The 15168-nt window shown below is 38.6% G+C and carries 13 protein-coding genes; 8 read left to right on the top strand and 5 right to left on the bottom strand.

Translation table 11 applies throughout. From position 1 onward, the window contains the following. The first annotated feature begins 379 nt into the window (after window positions 1–379). Entirely contained in the window at window positions 380–715 is a 336-nt protein-coding gene (locus tag CXF71_RS02830) for a hypothetical protein (protein ID WP_101231478.1), read from the top strand. 155 nt (window positions 716–870) lie between these two features. Here CXF71_RS02830 and CXF71_RS02825 read toward each other — a convergent pair whose 3' ends face one another. After that, on the bottom strand, window positions 871–4380 hold the full coding sequence (locus CXF71_RS02825; protein WP_101231477.1) for a serine/threonine-protein kinase: 3510 nt from the start codon (window positions 4378–4380) through the stop codon (window positions 871–873). A 324-nt stretch (window positions 4381–4704) separates the two neighbouring features. Further along, a complete protein-coding gene (locus tag CXF71_RS02815) occupies window positions 4705–6246 on the bottom strand; it encodes a diguanylate cyclase (protein ID WP_101231476.1) in 1542 nt (513 codons plus the stop codon). Window positions 6247–6620: 374 nt separating this feature from the next. Here CXF71_RS02815 and murB point away from each other — a divergent pair, with 374 nt between their 5' ends. The 6 genes from murB to CXF71_RS02785 all read left to right on the top strand — a co-directional run bounded on the left by murB (window position 6621) and on the right by CXF71_RS02785 (window position 11954). Beyond that, window positions 6621–7739, top strand: coding sequence for a UDP-N-acetylmuramate dehydrogenase (murB, locus tag CXF71_RS02810; RefSeq protein WP_232771361.1), 1119 nt, complete (start codon window positions 6621–6623; stop codon window positions 7737–7739). After that, window positions 7732–8733 carry a bifunctional biotin--[acetyl-CoA-carboxylase] ligase/biotin operon repressor BirA gene (birA, locus tag CXF71_RS02805; protein WP_101231475.1) on the top strand — a complete coding sequence of 334 codons (1002 nt, stop codon included), beginning with the start codon at window positions 7732–7734 and terminating at the stop codon, window positions 8731–8733. Before murB ends, birA begins: the two co-directional genes overlap by 8 nt. Beyond that, window positions 8730–9479, top strand: a complete 750-nt coding sequence (locus CXF71_RS02800) for a pantothenate kinase (protein ID WP_101231474.1) — start codon at window positions 8730–8732, stop codon at window positions 9477–9479. The genes birA and CXF71_RS02800 overlap by 4 nt, the downstream gene beginning before the upstream one ends. A gap of 86 nt (window positions 9480–9565) precedes the next feature. Continuing rightward, complete coding sequence (gene mtnN / locus CXF71_RS02795; RefSeq protein ID WP_101231473.1) at window positions 9566–10294, top strand: 5'-methylthioadenosine/S-adenosylhomocysteine nucleosidase; 729 nt, start codon at window positions 9566–9568, stop codon at window positions 10292–10294. A gap of 30 nt (window positions 10295–10324) precedes the next feature. Next, window positions 10325–11290 (top strand): cobalamin biosynthesis protein CobD/CbiB, encoded by a 966-nt coding sequence (locus tag CXF71_RS02790; RefSeq protein ID WP_101231472.1) that lies wholly within the window; start codon window positions 10325–10327, stop codon window positions 11288–11290. Between the two features lie 16 nt (window positions 11291–11306). After that, window positions 11307–11954 carry a trimeric intracellular cation channel family protein gene (locus tag CXF71_RS02785; protein WP_101231471.1) on the top strand — a complete coding sequence of 216 codons (648 nt, stop codon included), beginning with the start codon at window positions 11307–11309 and terminating at the stop codon, window positions 11952–11954. A gap of 385 nt (window positions 11955–12339) precedes the next feature. Here the strand turns inward: CXF71_RS02785 and CXF71_RS02780 are convergent, their stop codons facing one another. The 3 genes from CXF71_RS02780 to CXF71_RS02770 form a co-directional block, all read right to left on the bottom strand. Further along, the gene (locus tag CXF71_RS02780) at window positions 12340–12966 is read right to left on the bottom strand and encodes a lysophospholipid acyltransferase family protein (RefSeq protein ID WP_232771360.1); all 627 of its coding nucleotides are present in this window, start codon (window positions 12964–12966) and stop codon (window positions 12340–12342) included. Window positions 12967–13018: 52 nt separating this feature from the next. Next, window positions 13019–13342, bottom strand: a complete 324-nt coding sequence (locus CXF71_RS02775) for a ribonuclease E inhibitor RraB (RefSeq protein WP_101231470.1) — start codon at window positions 13340–13342, stop codon at window positions 13019–13021. Between the two features lie 100 nt (window positions 13343–13442). Next, window positions 13443–14006 (bottom strand): DUF4136 domain-containing protein, encoded by a 564-nt coding sequence (locus tag CXF71_RS02770; RefSeq protein WP_232771359.1) that lies wholly within the window; start codon window positions 14004–14006, stop codon window positions 13443–13445. A 228-nt stretch (window positions 14007–14234) separates the two neighbouring features. Between CXF71_RS02770 and CXF71_RS02765 the strand changes: the two genes are divergently transcribed. Next, complete coding sequence (locus tag CXF71_RS02765; protein WP_101231468.1) at window positions 14235–15125, top strand: TraB/GumN family protein; 891 nt, start codon at window positions 14235–14237, stop codon at window positions 15123–15125. The last annotated feature ends 43 nt before the right edge of the window (window positions 15126–15168 follow it).

The raw sequence follows: 15168 nt of genomic DNA, 5'->3' as shown, positions 1-15168 counted from the left end.
TTACATACCCAATAGCCAGCTATTGGGTATGTAAAAATGCCTTGATAACGACTAAACTATCATCATTGTGTTATTACATTCATTATCCAGAGTTCAGGTTATGTAATAACTCAAGTTTTGGGGTTCGCTTTTAGTCAATAAAAGTGAACTTAAATCCCCTCAACGCAGCACATAGACCGCTTTAAATAATATACCCTTCAGACTACCGCTATTGAAATAAATTGTAATAGTTTCATTTCAATTAAACAGATAAAGTAATGAAACTGTTTAATAAAGCAGATAAATAATGAAACTGCTTAATAAAGCAGATAATAGAATGCACTTACTAAAAAAATAACTAATCAATAACTAATCAATAATAATAAAAGGTCACAATATCATGTCTAAAATTATCATTAGTATTACTGAAACTGGTGATGCGGAAGCTACCGTTAACGGTCAAGCGACACCAATAAATGATTTAAAATCTAAAAAAGGCGGTGATGTCAGCTTTGAAAATAGCAACGCGTCCCCTTATAGCTTTACCTTTGCAGAGTGGCCATTTGAAGGTGAAAATGAAGTGATTAACGTGAGTGCTAATGATAAACAAAAAGTGAAAAAAACGTTGATTGGCCCCGCGGGAAGCTATGCCTTTACCTACAGTCAGGAAAGTAGTGGTGGTGTTGGTGGTGGCCTTGGTGGTAGTGGTGGTGGTCATATTGTTATCAATGATTAATCGATGTTCAATAGTTAAAGACTGCAGCAGTAAAAAGTAGAATGTTCTCAACTTTAATAAAAACCATAAACCCTAGCTTAAGTTAGGGTTTATGGTTTTTTATTTAGCCGCTCTTTAGTCAAACTTAAGGCACGCTATTACCGATATTTAACAGCCTATTTTCCAATAACTACTGCCGGATAATGTCTTTGTAATAATTGGCTAAAATGATTTATTTGTTGTTTCAACCAACGTCTTTTCTCTACCGTCACCTTAGTTAAACCTTGCTGTTGCTCATTACCTTGTTGTTCGCTATTGCTCTTAGGATCTAAAGCTGAATCAGCAGTGGAGTCAAGCCAACGCTGTAAATGTTGCCGGCGATATAACCATAATAATGACGGATAATACTGCACAATGGCATTAAAATAGTGCTCGGCTTGTTGGAAATGACCCGCTTGAGAATACCATTCGGCTTTGGTTAATAAGCCCTTGTCATTGTAAGGTAATTTATCAATAGTTACTCGCTCTAAACTCCTCCAATTATTATTTAATAATACCAGCAAAGCATTATCTTCATGGCTATCACTTATCACTTGTTGTGATTTAATTAATGCCTTATCAAAGTCCTGCTTGTTATTGATATTCCCTGACTGAAAATAAGCAAGTTGTTGCTCCATTCGATAGAGCAAAGAAAGGTTATCTAGCAACAAACGATTGCCAGGGTTTTTGAGCAGTGTCTGCTCAAGACTATTTTTTCCTTGGCTTAAATAATCTTGAAAGGCTAACCCTTGTTGCCAGTAATAAATGGCCTGTTCACTTTGTAGTAATGCCTGTTCAACCATAACAAACGGGTGTGCGGGTTGAAGTTGTTTGGCTTTAGTTAAATAAAATTCTGCCTGTGTTAGTTGTTCAGTATTAGCGACTAACAAGGTATTATTTATTTTAGCCAACAAGCGATAACTGAATTCTAAATAATAATTCACGACAAAATGCTCAGGGTTTAACAATAACGCTTTTTTATAGCCCGCAATGGCTTGTTGCAATTTCTTTTGAGCCTGTTCAGGGGGAATAAACTCAGACCAAAGTAAATAAATCGATGCTAGATTATTTTTAGCGCCAATGCGTTGCGGCTGTAATGCACTAGCTTGTTGATAGGCCTTAATTGCTTTAGTGAAATGTTCATCAGAGTGCTCCGCTATGTTATCAACAAGGTTATCCGCCAATAAATGGTTATCTTTTGTTGCGCCTTGTTTATCAGCGCTATACCCATTAGCTCGCATGGTCTGCTGTTGTTTAGCCTTTTTTATCGCTAATTCTCTTAGTAAACTGGCATAGTTATTAAAGTAAAAATAATCGCGGTATTGTTTTGGGATCTGCTCGAAAAATTTAATGGCAATATTAAACTCTTGCCCAACAGCAAAGTCTCTATCTTGTAATAATTTGATTTTTTGAAAATAAGCTAAACCAAGTGACTGTAATATATTGGCGTTATCCGCCGAATAAACTAAGGCCAATTGCAATTGCTCAATCGCTTGTTGTTGGCTTTGCATAGGATCGCCAGCATGCTGGTCTTGATAATCACTTTTTATTGATAATAACTGGCCTTTAATAAAATAAGCTTGATGATCTTTCGGGGCGATAATATGGGCATTATCCAAAGAGTGTATCGCTTGTTGATAGGTGTGTTCAAAGCCTTGTTGTTTACTATAGACCGCATTGGTTAATTGGCGAAAATACACCGCTAATGGTTTTAATTGTAACTGCAAGTCCGAACGACCTATTACCGCGGCGCTTGCATAATGTTGTAAGGCTAAGGCTGCGTTACTTTCTTTATCTTTAGCTGAGTGATTAGCCCCTGCTTTTTCTGCCTTAGCTAAATAAATATCGCCGCGCAAAATATGATGTTGATAAAACCATACCGGTAAATCGTCAGCCTGTTCAAGGGTGGTTAAGGCTTGTTGCTCTTCCCCTTGATAATACTGTAATAACGCTTTGGTATAGCTTTGGTACGGTGAGCCCGCCAAACCTTGGCTTAAATATTCAATGGCTGGCTGTTTGTGGGCTTTATCTAACAGCGCCATTCTATCTTTTCTAGCCGATTTACTGCTGATGTTATCAATAATGGCTTTTTGTTGTTGATAAATAGCGCCATGACTTAAGGCTAAATTATACGCGACTCGCGCTTGCTGAAAACCACTTTGCCATGCTTGTTGACTGTGTGCTAAAGCGCTATCGTATTCTTGTAGGGCATAATACATTCGGCCAATCGCGTAATGACCAGGGCCGTAGGCAGACTCTCCTAATGTTTCTATTTCATTGTTAAGGTTAGCGATTTGCTGATGCCATAGCGCTGTTTCGCTGGTAATGTCATGACGAGGCGCCATGCGACTCATTTGCACGTTCGCTTCTAGGCTTTCTACTCTGCTGGTAAAAGTGGTGAGTAGTTGTTCGCGCACTTGTTGTTGATGCGCTTGAACTTGTTGCCAAACCAAGCCAGTAATGCCGCCCACACTTAATAATAGCAACAACATTACTGGCCATTTGTGTTTTATGGTTTTCTTTTTTAGCCAATAACGGCGGCTGGTTATTACAGAAACAGGTTCGCCATTACGATAGTTATGTAAGTCGTTACTTAATGTGGCAGAAGATTGATACCTGTCTTCTCTGGCATGGGCTAAACAATGGTCAACAATAGCGCGTAGGTCGATAGGTAATTTAGTCGGAAGCTTGGTATAGTCGCCGATAATAATGGCCTGATTACGCTCTTTGCCACTATCACCCTCAAATGGACGCTTACCCGTGAGCATTTGGTAGAGCAAGATGCCAAAAGAAAATATATCGGAAGTTTGGTCTACGTTTTTTCTACCTAGTGCTTGTTCAGGCGATATATAACCGGGCGTACCGGTAAACGCACCACTAGTAGTAGTTTGGTCGATTGGTAGATGGGTTAATGGCTTGCTCTGATTTTTATTTTCATCATTATGTGCAATTAGGCCAGCAATACCAAAATCGAGTACTTTAATGGTGCCATCAACCGTTAACATGATGTTTTGTGGCTTGATATCACGGTGAATAATTTGACTTTGGTGCGCACAAGCGATGCCATCAATTATTTGGCTGGCGTAATCTATCGCCGTTTCAAGTGGAAATCCTTCGGGAGGAATAAGCTGGTCGAGCGATTGACCGTCAACCCATTCCATAATGATAAAATTGTTGTCTTGTGCTCTGGCGACATCGTATATGGTCACTATGTTGGGGTGGTTGAGCTTACACGCCAAGCGAGCTTCGTCGAGCAACATAGCGTTGTTTGTTTGACTAGCGTCCGCTTTAGTTTTTAACAGTTTTAACGCAACATTGCGTTCTAGGATTTTATCTTTTGCGCGATAGACTGCGCCCATGCCACCTTGCCCAAGTGTTTCAAGTACCTCGAAGTGCGCGAGTTCTCCGGTGAGGTTAAATTTGCTTGTAGGCGTGTTAGCTGAAGGCTCTGCTGTTTTATTGTTTAGGTAGTCATCGGGTTGTTGTGTTTGGTCAGGGTCGTGTTCAGGACATTGGGTTTTATCTATATCATCTATAGCAAGATCATCAAGCAGTAACCAATCGCAAATATCGCAGCTTGTGTTAGTTATTGCATTTTGAAACAAACATTGTGGACAATTTTTATAGTGAGCGTTTACTGTGATCATTTGAGGTTATTGGTCTCATATTTTTGGTCGCTGAAAACGCTTAATTAGCAAGGTTTAACGAGCAACGTTTAACAATATACCCGTGCCACCTGAAGATGCAGATTTCAGCTGGAATTATAAACGCCTTTAGGCAAGGCATTGATTGAAGAGAATGGTTGTTCCCTTGTCGAAATCAATAACGTAGCATAAAGCGTTTATAAACCAGCCCTCGGGGGAAACCTGAGCAAAACATACCCGTCGTTACATTTGTTTTTAAGGGAATAACCCTTAACAAAAAAATGTGCCTTGATTATGATTCGCTCAGGCTTCCTGAAACGAGCATCGTCAAGTGGCACGGGTATAAACTATCACTTTATTTCGACCTTGTTCTTTGGCTAGATATAAAGCTTTATCTGCCTCTTCTAATAATAGAATCGCTTGCTTGCCATGGGCTGTTTTGTAATTTGATATACCGATACTAACAGTTATTGTGATGATTTCTTGATCTTTTTTTATCAGGGCTTGTGCTGCTGCCTGTCGAATGCGTTCTGCGCATAGTTTAGCCGTTTGAAGATTTGCGCCAGACAGCACCACTAAAAACTCTTCGCCGCCAAATCGACACGCTCGGTCGCAATCACGTAGCTGGCTTTTAATTATTTTTGAAAATGCTTGTAAAGCAAGGTCACCGCCTATATGACCAAAGCGGTCATTGATTTGTTTGAAATGATCAAGATCTAACATTAATACCGTAAGAGGGGTTTGCTGTGTTTGTGCGCGTTGAATTTCTTGCTTTATGTGATTATCTATATAACTACGGGTATAAAGTTCGGTAAGATCATCTGTAGTTACACGTTTGTATAACTGTGCATTATGTAAGGCAATACTGGTATGAGCGGCAAAGGTTTGTAAAAAAGGTAATTGTTTAGGCTTAAAATAATGTGCCTGACTTTGGTTGTCGAGATAAATGATGCCTATTACTTGGTTATCTTGTTGTAATGGTATAACTATGATGCTGCGACTATTACTTTGATGTATTTTACCTATACCTGATTGAGGATTATTAAGCCTTGCATCGCCAACGATAAGGATTTTATTTTGTTGTCGGCAATTATCTATCAATACATTACTGTGTTCATGTATTAGCTGGAGTTCTTGCTGTTGGTCGGCAGTATTGAAATTTCTGGATGAAATAAGCTCAAAAGCTGAATCAATAACGGTATTTGTTGGGGCGAGTAATATAAATCCTCGGTCGGCATTTAATACTTTACTGACGAGATTAAGGGCAGTTTCAGTGAGTTCTTCCGTCGTTAAACTTCTATTTAGCATGTAACTAATAGAATGTAGCGTTTGCTGTTCTTTTAATACCGCTTGTTGTTCGGTATTTAAGTTTAATAAACTTTTATCAATGTCTTGCATTAGCTCAGAGGGAAGCGATTGAATACCTAAATGATTTTGTAATTGCTGTTGTAAGTTTGTTCTAAAAGTATTGATTGCAACAGACAATTCAATTTCAGGCTCTTCATCACTAGTGAAAAAGCAGGTTTGCATTGTGTTATCTGTGTTAACTTTGCCATGCATTTCATACCATACGCTTAAATTACCCAGTCTTATTTCGGTATCGTTATATATGGTTTTACTCTGGTTGGGCGCCAGTTTTTCGTTGTCGATCCAAGTGCCAAAACTGGAATCAAGATCGGTGATCACTAAGTGTTCTTCATCCCATGATATTTTCATGTGTTGACGAGATATACCGGCATTAATCAGCTCAATATCTGCTAAAGGTGAGCGACCGACGATTAATTGATCATTTGTGGGTGACAACAATTGAGACCGTAGCTGGTTATTACCGTCGACCCATGATAAGTAATGATCAATGTTATCTTTCATAGGTGTTCAATAATGTGCTCAATAGTAAAATATATAATGCTAGAAGTTGACTAGGCAATGGCTAAACAAGGGTTAAATATTAACTATTTTCTGTATCATTATTTAACCCTTGTTTTAAGTGATGTTATATTACTATCTATTTCAAATCGAGATAAACTAGTAACAATTTACTTTTAGGTAAAATTATACATGGCTATATTATTGACTCACGCTTTCTATGCACTCAGGCATACCAGCCAGTAATGTTGTTTATATTTAATCTCGAACAAAATTTAATCGCGAACAAAATTTAACCGCGAAAGATCAACAGACCCTAGTTATTGTTGCGGTATCGTAGTGAATAATTGGTGTTCAGCTGATTTTTCAGTACAATAATGATTCTTTCATTTTTCATTCTCATGGCTATGCACTCAAACTTAAATTACTCCCTACAAAGCAGTAACAGCTTTAACATTAAGGCGAGCTGCTCGCATATTTATTTTCCCAGTACATTCGCTGAATTACAGCAATTACCTGAGTTAACTGCTGGCAATACCTCAGGCAAGTTTTATATTCTTGGCGAAGGTAGTAATACATTGTTTGTAGAAGCTCAAGCGCCGATTATTATTCAGCCGAAATTTACCGGTATTGAAATTGATGAACAAGATGATCATTTTATCGTTACGGCGGGCGCAGCAGAAAATTGGCATGATTTTGTTTGTTTTTGTTTAGAACAAGGTATTTTTGGCTTAGAAAATTTAGCCTTGATTCCCGGTAGTATTGGGGCTGCACCGGTACAAAATATTGGCGCTTACGGCGTAGAGTTTGCAGACTATTGTCAAGATGTACAATGGTATGAATTTGCTAGTAAAACCATGCACTCGCTAACAAAGCAGGCGTGTAAATTTGCTTATCGTGATAGTGTTTTTAAGCAAGAACGCTATAACAAAGGCCTGATTACTCAGGTGACTTTTAACTTCCCTAAAGCATGGCAAGCAAACCTTTCTTACGCAGGGTTAGACATCCTAGCCAAAGATAGTACTGCTAAGCAGGTGATGACCCAAGTTATTAAATTGCGTAGTAGCAAGTTACCAGATCCTAAAGTATTACCTAATGCAGGCAGCTTCTTTAAAAACCCTATTGTTAATGAAGACCACTTCGCTAAACTACAAAAACAATATCCTGACATGCCTCATTATCCACAAAAAAATGGCGAAATAAAACTAGCCGCTGGTTGGCTAATCGATCAAGTCGGACTAAAAGGCTATCGCCATCAGGATGTTGGTGTTCACCAGCAACAAGCTTTAGTGCTGGTTAATTATGGGAGTGACTTAGGAGCCGATATTATTAGTTTAGCTAAATATATCCAACGAAAAGTAGCAGAAAAATTCTCAGTATCTTTAACGCCAGAAGTACGCATGATTACGCAGCAAGGTGAAAGATCATTTTCATCGCTGACTGATTTTAATCCTATCGACAATATTAACTTGGGTGGGGATAAGTGCGATGACTAAAGCAGTGAAAGAACATTTAGTTAAGGCATTAGCCGCCGGCCAATTTGTGTCAGGACAGTTACTCGGTGAGCAGTTAGGGATCAGTCGTACAGCTATCGCTAAACATATTAAAGTGTTAACTGAAATTGGTCTAGATATCTACAGTGTCACTGGCAAAGGTTATAAGTTGGCGCAACCGCTGTACTTATTAGAGAAAGAAAAAATTATCAGCCTATTAGCCGATGAAGTGAGTAAACAGGCTAAAAATCAAAATGACTGGCCGTTGATTGAAGTGCATAGCTTAATTGACTCTACCAATGATTACTTAATGAGGCGTTTGCCTAATCAAGTATCGCCAGGGCAAGTTTGTTTAGCTGAATATCAAAGCGCTGGCCGAGGGCGTCGTGGTAGGCAGTGGATATCGCCTTTTGGTTCGCAAATTTACTTGTCTATGTACTGGTATTTAGAGCAAGGTTTATCAGCGGCTATGGGGTTAAGTTTAGTCACAGCATTAGCCGTAAGTGATGCGGTAAAAGCCCACAGTAATATACAAGTTCAACTGAAGTGGCCAAATGACATTTACCTCGATGGCGTAAAACTTGCGGGCATTTTAATTGATCTCGAAGGTCAGGCGTTAGAGCCTAGTCACTGCGTGATTGGCATCGGCTTAAATCTGCATATGCCAGAAGAAGCAGGTAAATTAATTGAACAAAAATGGACAGACTTACAGTCACACAGTAAAGTCGCAATTGATAGAAATGCGCTCTGTGCTCAATTAATCAGTTGCTTACGAAAGCGATTACATCAACACCAGCAAGAGGGGTTAGTACCTATGTTGGATGAATGGCATGCCCATGATGCTTTTTTAAATAAGCGGGTCAAATTGATAACAGGGGAGCGTGTAACTCACGGTATATGTCGAGGTGTAAATAACCAAGGTGCTTTACTGTTAGAAGTTGATGGTCAAGTTAAACCCGTTTACGGCGGCGAAGTAAGTCTAAGGATGGATGAATGATCTTATTAATAGATATTGGTAATAGCCGAACGAAATACGTTCAACTTATTGAAGGGCAATTATCAGCGACTACGCAACTGAATAATAACGATTTTAATGTAGACTATTTTACCCAGCATTTCACTAAAGCTAGTCGAGTTATAGTGGCTAATGTGGCTAAATCAACATTAACCACTGAGCTTGAACATTGGTGTGTAGCGCAAAAAATTATTTTTAAACAAGTGCATAGTGAACAGAAAAAAAATTCGTTGATTTCAGCTTATCAGCAGCCAACGACCTTAGGTATCGATCGCTGGCTAGCATTATTGGGCACGATAACTCTGTATCCAAAGCAAAACGTATTAATTATAGATGCGGGCACTGCGACCACAGTGGACTTACTGGCGAGTAATGGCCAGCACCAAGGCGGCTGGATATTAGCTGGCATTAAAGCACTCTTTAACAGTATTTTAAGTCACAGCACTTTAGTGCATGCAGAGAGTAAAACGGTAGCCAAGGTAACCTTTGGCACTAATACTACCGATAATGTTAATAACGCTTGTTGGGCTGCAACTATAGGTATGATTGAACAAGCGATTGTACAAGCACAGAAATTAGCTGGCGTTGACCGCATAATCTTAACGGGTGGTGATGGTAAGGCGTTAACACAATTATTGTTAGCACAGACCACGGAAAATAGTCTCTCGATAGAAAGCATTCAATTTATCGATAACCTAGTTTTTTACGGACTGCGAGAATACGTATAAAGAACTTATGCTTTTGTCATAGGGCAATAAAATAAACAGTTATCATTATTTTACATAAATTACATTAAACACAGTTAGGAATTATCATGAAAGCAGGAATTATTGGCGCAATGGAGCCAGAAGTTGCCATTTTAAAGGCAAAGTTAACTGATGCCAAAAGCACCGAGCATGCAGGTTACACTTTTCATCAAGGTCAGTTGGATGGCAGTGATGTTGTTATTGTTCAATCAGGCATTGGTAAGGTTGCGGCGGCGCTAGCAACAGCAATATTAATAGACCGTTTTCAGGTTGATTACGTGGTTAATACTGGCTCAGCTGGCGGCTTTGATGCGGCATTAAAAGTAGGTGATATTGTGGTGAGCTCAGAAGTACGCTATCACGATGTTGATCTTACCGCATTTGGCTATGAAGTAGGGCAATTACCCGCTAATCCTGCGGCATTTATGCCACACGATGATTTAGTCGCAGCAGCCAAAGCTGGTATTGAAAAATTAAGCCAGACCGCCGGACAGAGCATTACTGCAGTAACAGGTTTAATCACTACAGGTGATACTTTTATGACTAAAGAAGAAGATGTCGCGAAAGCCCGCGCTAACTTCCCCACAATGGCTGCGGTTGAAATGGAAGGTGCTGCTATAGCCCAAGCTTGTTTACAGCTTAAAACACCGTTTGTGATTATTCGTTCACTTTCGGATATTGCTGGTAAAGAATCACCACATACTTTTGAAGAATATTTAGAAACAGCGGCGGTTAACTCATCGCAGTTGGTACTCAATATGTTGGAGCAACTTAAAGGCAAAACACTTAGCCTTTAACTCTCTAGAACAAAGCAAAAGGGATAATCAATGACAGTACTCACCGAGTTAACGCCTTTTACTTATCATGTGTTAATCCTCATGGTAGTGCTGCTCATTAAGTTCTTAGTTAGTCACTTTATTGCGCATGAGCCGTTACGTTTTTTCCAATTTTATTGCTTACAACTAGGCAATAAAGTAAATAACAGTAAACATGGTACATCGCATCAAACCATCGCTGGCTTATTAGCGGTATTAGTCACCTTAGTACCGATAGCTATTATTTTATGGCTATTCGCTGACTTTGTTGCGGTTGATTATATCTGGCAAGGGCTATTACTTTATTTTGCCCTAGGCAGTCTAAACTTAGGGCAAATTAATAAGCGTGTTGCTCAAGCCTTGGTTGCGAAACAAAACTATCTAGTGAAGCAAACACTCAAGCCATTGTTGTTGAGAGAAACCGAACAGTTGTCACAAGTCGGCTTAAGTAAAGCGGCAATTGAAATGCAGCTACTTCGGAGTGTTCAGCAAATTTATGTGGTTAGCTTTATCTTTGTCGCTTTTGGCCCATTAGCAACGCTGAGCTACAGACTACTGTTAGAAATGCACTATTGTTGGAATACAAAGTTAGCGCAATATAAGCATTTTGGCTTTTATAGCCAGCTGTTTATCCAGATAATACAATGGTTACCTGGTCGCTTAATGGCATTGTTGATCTTGCTAAGTACGTTAGGGCAGGGAAGTTTATTATTTTGGCGATTAACGCGAGGCCATTTTTTCAAACTCAATAATGATTTTGTTATTGCAGTCCATGCTTTTTCGTTAACGGTAAGATTAGGTGGAGTCGCCATGTATCAAGAGGAAAAGTTACGTAAATTGGCTTTTAATGATCTAGGCAAACAACCAGAGCCACGCGATATTATTAAAGCGACTCAAAAAGTTAATTTTTCTTTCTATAGCAGTTTATTTTTACTCGCACTGTTAGCGCTAAGCTGGCAGTTAGCATCTAACCCTTAGTGGATTTGGACTTCCCATGAATGAATTTTTATTCTACTTAGATATCTTTGGCATTATTGTTTTTGCCTTATCAGGCGCGCTTATGGCTGGGCGTTATCAACTTGATCCTTTTGGTGTTGTGGTACTCGCTTCAGTGACCGCGGTTGGAGGGGGAACTATTCGTGATGTTATTTTACAAACTCCGGTATTCTGGGTGGTAAAACCTTACTACCTCTATGTTATTTTAGCGACCGCGGTGCTCACCATTGTACTTATCAGGCAGCCGAAAAGAATTCCTAAACGCTTTTTACTTATTGCGGATGCACTCGGTTTAGCTTTATTTGCCGTTTTAGGTACACAGAAGGCGTTATATTTGGGCGCACCTATTCCTGTTGCTGTCGTGTTAGGCACTATTACTGGGGTTGCTGGCGGTATGATTCGAGATATATTGTGTAACGTAATTCCAATGATTTTACGTGAAGAAATTTATGCGTTGGCAGCCATGTTGGGAGGTAGCTTATTTATTTTATTACATTGGTTAGGTTGGAGCGATAACCACGCTATGGTCGCATCTATCTCTGCAGCATTGGTTTTACGCTTGGCTGCTATCTATTGGCATGTTTCTTTACCGGCTTTTCATATTGTTGAAAAACCAAGTAAAGAAAAAAGCAAAGAGAAAAGTTGAAGTTTCCTGTTAACCATCTACAGCCTTGAAATTAGCTGGGTTAAAATGAGGAGCTAATACCTACATTGGGTGATTTCAGGGTTAACTCACCCATGTCTTGGTAGCGTAGACCAACATTCATACCTATGCCGCAATTTAAGTGTCTATTAAGATATTTTTACAAACCAATAACGGGTTATTGGGAGTAAAAATAACGCTGATAGGCGCTTAAATAGCGTTGTTTGGCAAATTCGCTTATCCGAAGTTCAGGTTATCTAGAGTAGCGTGCAGTAATACTGTTTGGCATTTGTAGTAACAATGCAAGAGAGTGTAAAACGCATGTGTGAGTCGTTTATGCGTTTTATTAACAGTCAGCAGACAAACTAATTAGCCAATATCTATATAGCTATTGGCTAAAGGTCTTATTCATTTGTTGGTGAGTTTGCGCGTACCAATCATCAGCAATAGTAATTGCGGGTAACACTTCTATTTCAATAGTACCTGAAGTAGCGGTTTTATCTGACTCGTTATAAATATCTAAGATATTTTTAATCACAACGGGTTGGGCTTTAAGCTTTAGCTTTTCAACCAATAATTTTGCACCAGCTTCAAACGGTTCAATTTTTCCTGATTGTGAGCGAGTCCCTTCAGGAAATATGATTACTTTTTTACCTTTGCAGACTTTAACATCTTTTAATAATTGAATGATGGCGCGACGATCTTTTTGATCGACGGTAATATGGCCAACCCTATCGACAATACGAGAAACGGGCCATTTATCCATAATCCCTGTTCTACCAATAAAGCGAGTATCCAAACCTACCGCCTCTTCAAGCGAGAAAATATCAAACATACTTTGATGATTAACGATTAAAATATCAGTATCTGCATCGATAGTGCCGGTAAGGTTTACACGTGCACCCACACTTCGCACAATTCTAATAACAAAGAATTTGCGAAAACGATTGAACATCACACCATGACGCGTACACAGAGACAGTGCGACAGACTCAGCCGCTATGAAGACATACATGGAGTATTTTTTTAGGTAAAAGCTAAACATGAGTATTATTGTGAAGCGATAATTAAGCTTCAATCCCCCAACCATCGGTGTAACCCGTAAACTGGGTAACGATTTTTTCAAAAGCTTCTTCTTGTTTAACAATCGCTTCGTGTGATGGTGTCATAACAACGGTGCAATCGACATCCCAAACATTAGGCGTTTCATCTGGGTGTAAGTTACATATTACTTCGGGCAAGTGTTCTTTTATGTGAGCAACCATAGCCTGTGCTTGACTTTCTTTCTCAAACAAATGAAAAAATACCACATCGTGTGATTGACTCAAGTCGATACCTGCTTGGTGCATTTCGGCTAATACTTGGCCTGTTTCGTCATCTGGATAGTTCATATATGAGTAAGATTCTTATGTTATATTAATTGAGTATTATAAATCGGGAAAAGCAACTTGAATAGAGCTCAAGTTAAATAAATATTGTCGAAACAGTGTTTTATTTTCCAGGATACTGCATCAGCATAATATCAACAGCCTCCATTATTTTTTCATTTTGTATTTTACTATTATCTTTTTGTTTATATTTGAGAGGATATATACTGCGCCATACAGAGCGGTTTTTTTTCGGATCGACTAAATCAATAATCAAACCTCCGGGATAAACAGACCACGCATTGTTGTCTTGTTGCCAAGTATTAGCCTTTAGACAATGTGGGCAAAATAATACCGCTTTGTTATAGTCTTGGTAGTTTTTTTTATTTCTCTTAACTAGGTGATATGTGATGATAATATCTGCATTTTCAAGGTCACTATATACAAAGTCCTGTGCATTAAGACTTTTTTCTATCGCTATTTCAATACGATTTCGTTGTGAATGGCTCAGGCTTTGGCTGTCAAAAAAGGTCGAGTCGCTTTGGTAAAAACTGTATTTTTTTACCTGAGAAAAATCAAAACTACTATGATAAGTCACAGGGTTTTTCATTGAACCACAACCTGATAAAAATAGGCTTAGTAATAATAATTTTATCGGCAATGTTACTGCCGTAAGTAAGTTAGTCAATAAAGAGTCATTAGCACGATAGAAGTAAAACGTTAGCCTAACAACTGGCTTAAGGTTTGAACAGGGAAACCTACATAAATCATTATATATATATGAACCATCAATTGAATAATCCCTTAATCTATCGCGATAAATTAAAAAGGGAGTTTACATGAACAACTGCAATGCGCTATAAAAGAGCCGAAATGTTGATGAATTTTTTACCACTGAAAACAATAGGGATATTAAATGATTAAAAGTACTGCCAAGCATGTATTTATTGTTGCAACACTCATTACCATGTGTTTTTTGCCGTTAACCATTCAAGCACAATCATCTGTTTGGAAAGTCAGTAAAGGCAATGACCATATTTTTATTGGCGGTACCGTACATATCCTACCTGCCTCAGAATTTCCTTTACCAAAAGAGTTTGATGAAGCCTATAAAAAAAGCGATAGCATAGTTTTAGAAACTAAATTACCTGACGCTAGTGATGCTGATTTCCAAATGAAAATGATGCAACAAATGGCATATGGTAATGGAGAAACGATTGGTGATTTTATTTCAGCGAAAACGAAGCAAAAACTCAGTCAGCATATTGCTTCATTAGGCGTTAATTTAACCATGTTTGAACACTTCAAACCTGGTTTTTTGTTGACCATGCTGGCGTTATTAGAAGCGCAACATGCACAGTTATCTGGAGAGGGTGTTGATGCTTTTTACAGTAAACTTGCGAATAAGGATCAAAAATCGATAGCCTATTTGGAAAGTGTCGAGTTTCAAATGAATATGATTGCGACTATGGGCATTGGTGATGAAGAACGTTTTATCAAGTCAAATCTTGAGCAAATGAAAGATTTTAAAACCCTGTTTTTAGGTTTACTTAAAGCCTGGCGAGCAGGTGATGAAAAGCAACTTAAGACCTTAGCTATTACGCCGATGGAAGACGACCCTAAAACACTTAAAAAATTACTGACCGATAGAAATAAAAATTGGATCCCTCATATTGAAGCGATGTTTGCTGGTAATGGTAAAAGCAGTAATAAAGAGTTTGTTTTAGTGGGGGTTGCACATTTAGCAGGTAATGAAAGTGTTTTAGCCTTATTAAAAGCGAAAGGCTATCGCGTAGAAAAAATTTAATGTCACTTAGATCTTTTAAGGTTTATTTAACCTGAGGTTTGGA

Origin of the sequence: Colwellia sp. 12G3 (assembly GCF_002836775.1) — a bacterium.
In the GTDB taxonomy this organism is placed as follows: Bacteria; Pseudomonadota; Gammaproteobacteria; order Enterobacterales; family Alteromonadaceae; genus Colwellia.
Note: the sequence above shows the minus strand (reverse complement) of the source record. Positions and strands in the feature narration are given on the sequence as shown.

Excerpts from the sequence above, each read along its gene's own strand:
- CXF71_RS02815 (WP_101231476.1), bottom strand. The coding sequence starts at position 6,246 with ATGAAAGATAACATTGATCATTACTTATCATGGGTCGACGGTAATAAC.
- CXF71_RS02790 (WP_101231472.1), top strand. The coding sequence starts at position 10,325 with ATGACAGTACTCACCGAGTTAACGCCTTTTACTTATCATGTGTTAATC.
- CXF71_RS02780 (WP_232771360.1), bottom strand. The coding sequence starts at position 12,966 with ATGTATGTCTTCATAGCGGCTGAGTCTGTCGCACTGTCTCTGTGTACG.
- CXF71_RS02785 (WP_101231471.1), top strand. The coding sequence starts at position 11,307 with ATGAATGAATTTTTATTCTACTTAGATATCTTTGGCATTATTGTTTTT.
- murB (WP_232771361.1), top strand. The coding sequence starts at position 6,621 with ATGATTCTTTCATTTTTCATTCTCATGGCTATGCACTCAAACTTAAAT.
- CXF71_RS02825 (WP_101231477.1), bottom strand. The coding sequence starts at position 4,380 with ATGATCACAGTAAACGCTCACTATAAAAATTGTCCACAATGTTTGTTT.
- CXF71_RS02800 (WP_101231474.1), top strand. The coding sequence starts at position 8,730 with ATGATCTTATTAATAGATATTGGTAATAGCCGAACGAAATACGTTCAA.
- mtnN (WP_101231473.1), top strand. The coding sequence starts at position 9,566 with ATGAAAGCAGGAATTATTGGCGCAATGGAGCCAGAAGTTGCCATTTTA.
- CXF71_RS02775 (WP_101231470.1), bottom strand. The coding sequence starts at position 13,342 with ATGAACTATCCAGATGACGAAACAGGCCAAGTATTAGCCGAAATGCAC.
- CXF71_RS02830 (WP_101231478.1), top strand. The coding sequence starts at position 380 with ATGTCTAAAATTATCATTAGTATTACTGAAACTGGTGATGCGGAAGCT.
- birA (WP_101231475.1), top strand. The coding sequence starts at position 7,732 with ATGACTAAAGCAGTGAAAGAACATTTAGTTAAGGCATTAGCCGCCGGC.
- CXF71_RS02765 (WP_101231468.1), top strand. The coding sequence starts at position 14,235 with ATGATTAAAAGTACTGCCAAGCATGTATTTATTGTTGCAACACTCATT.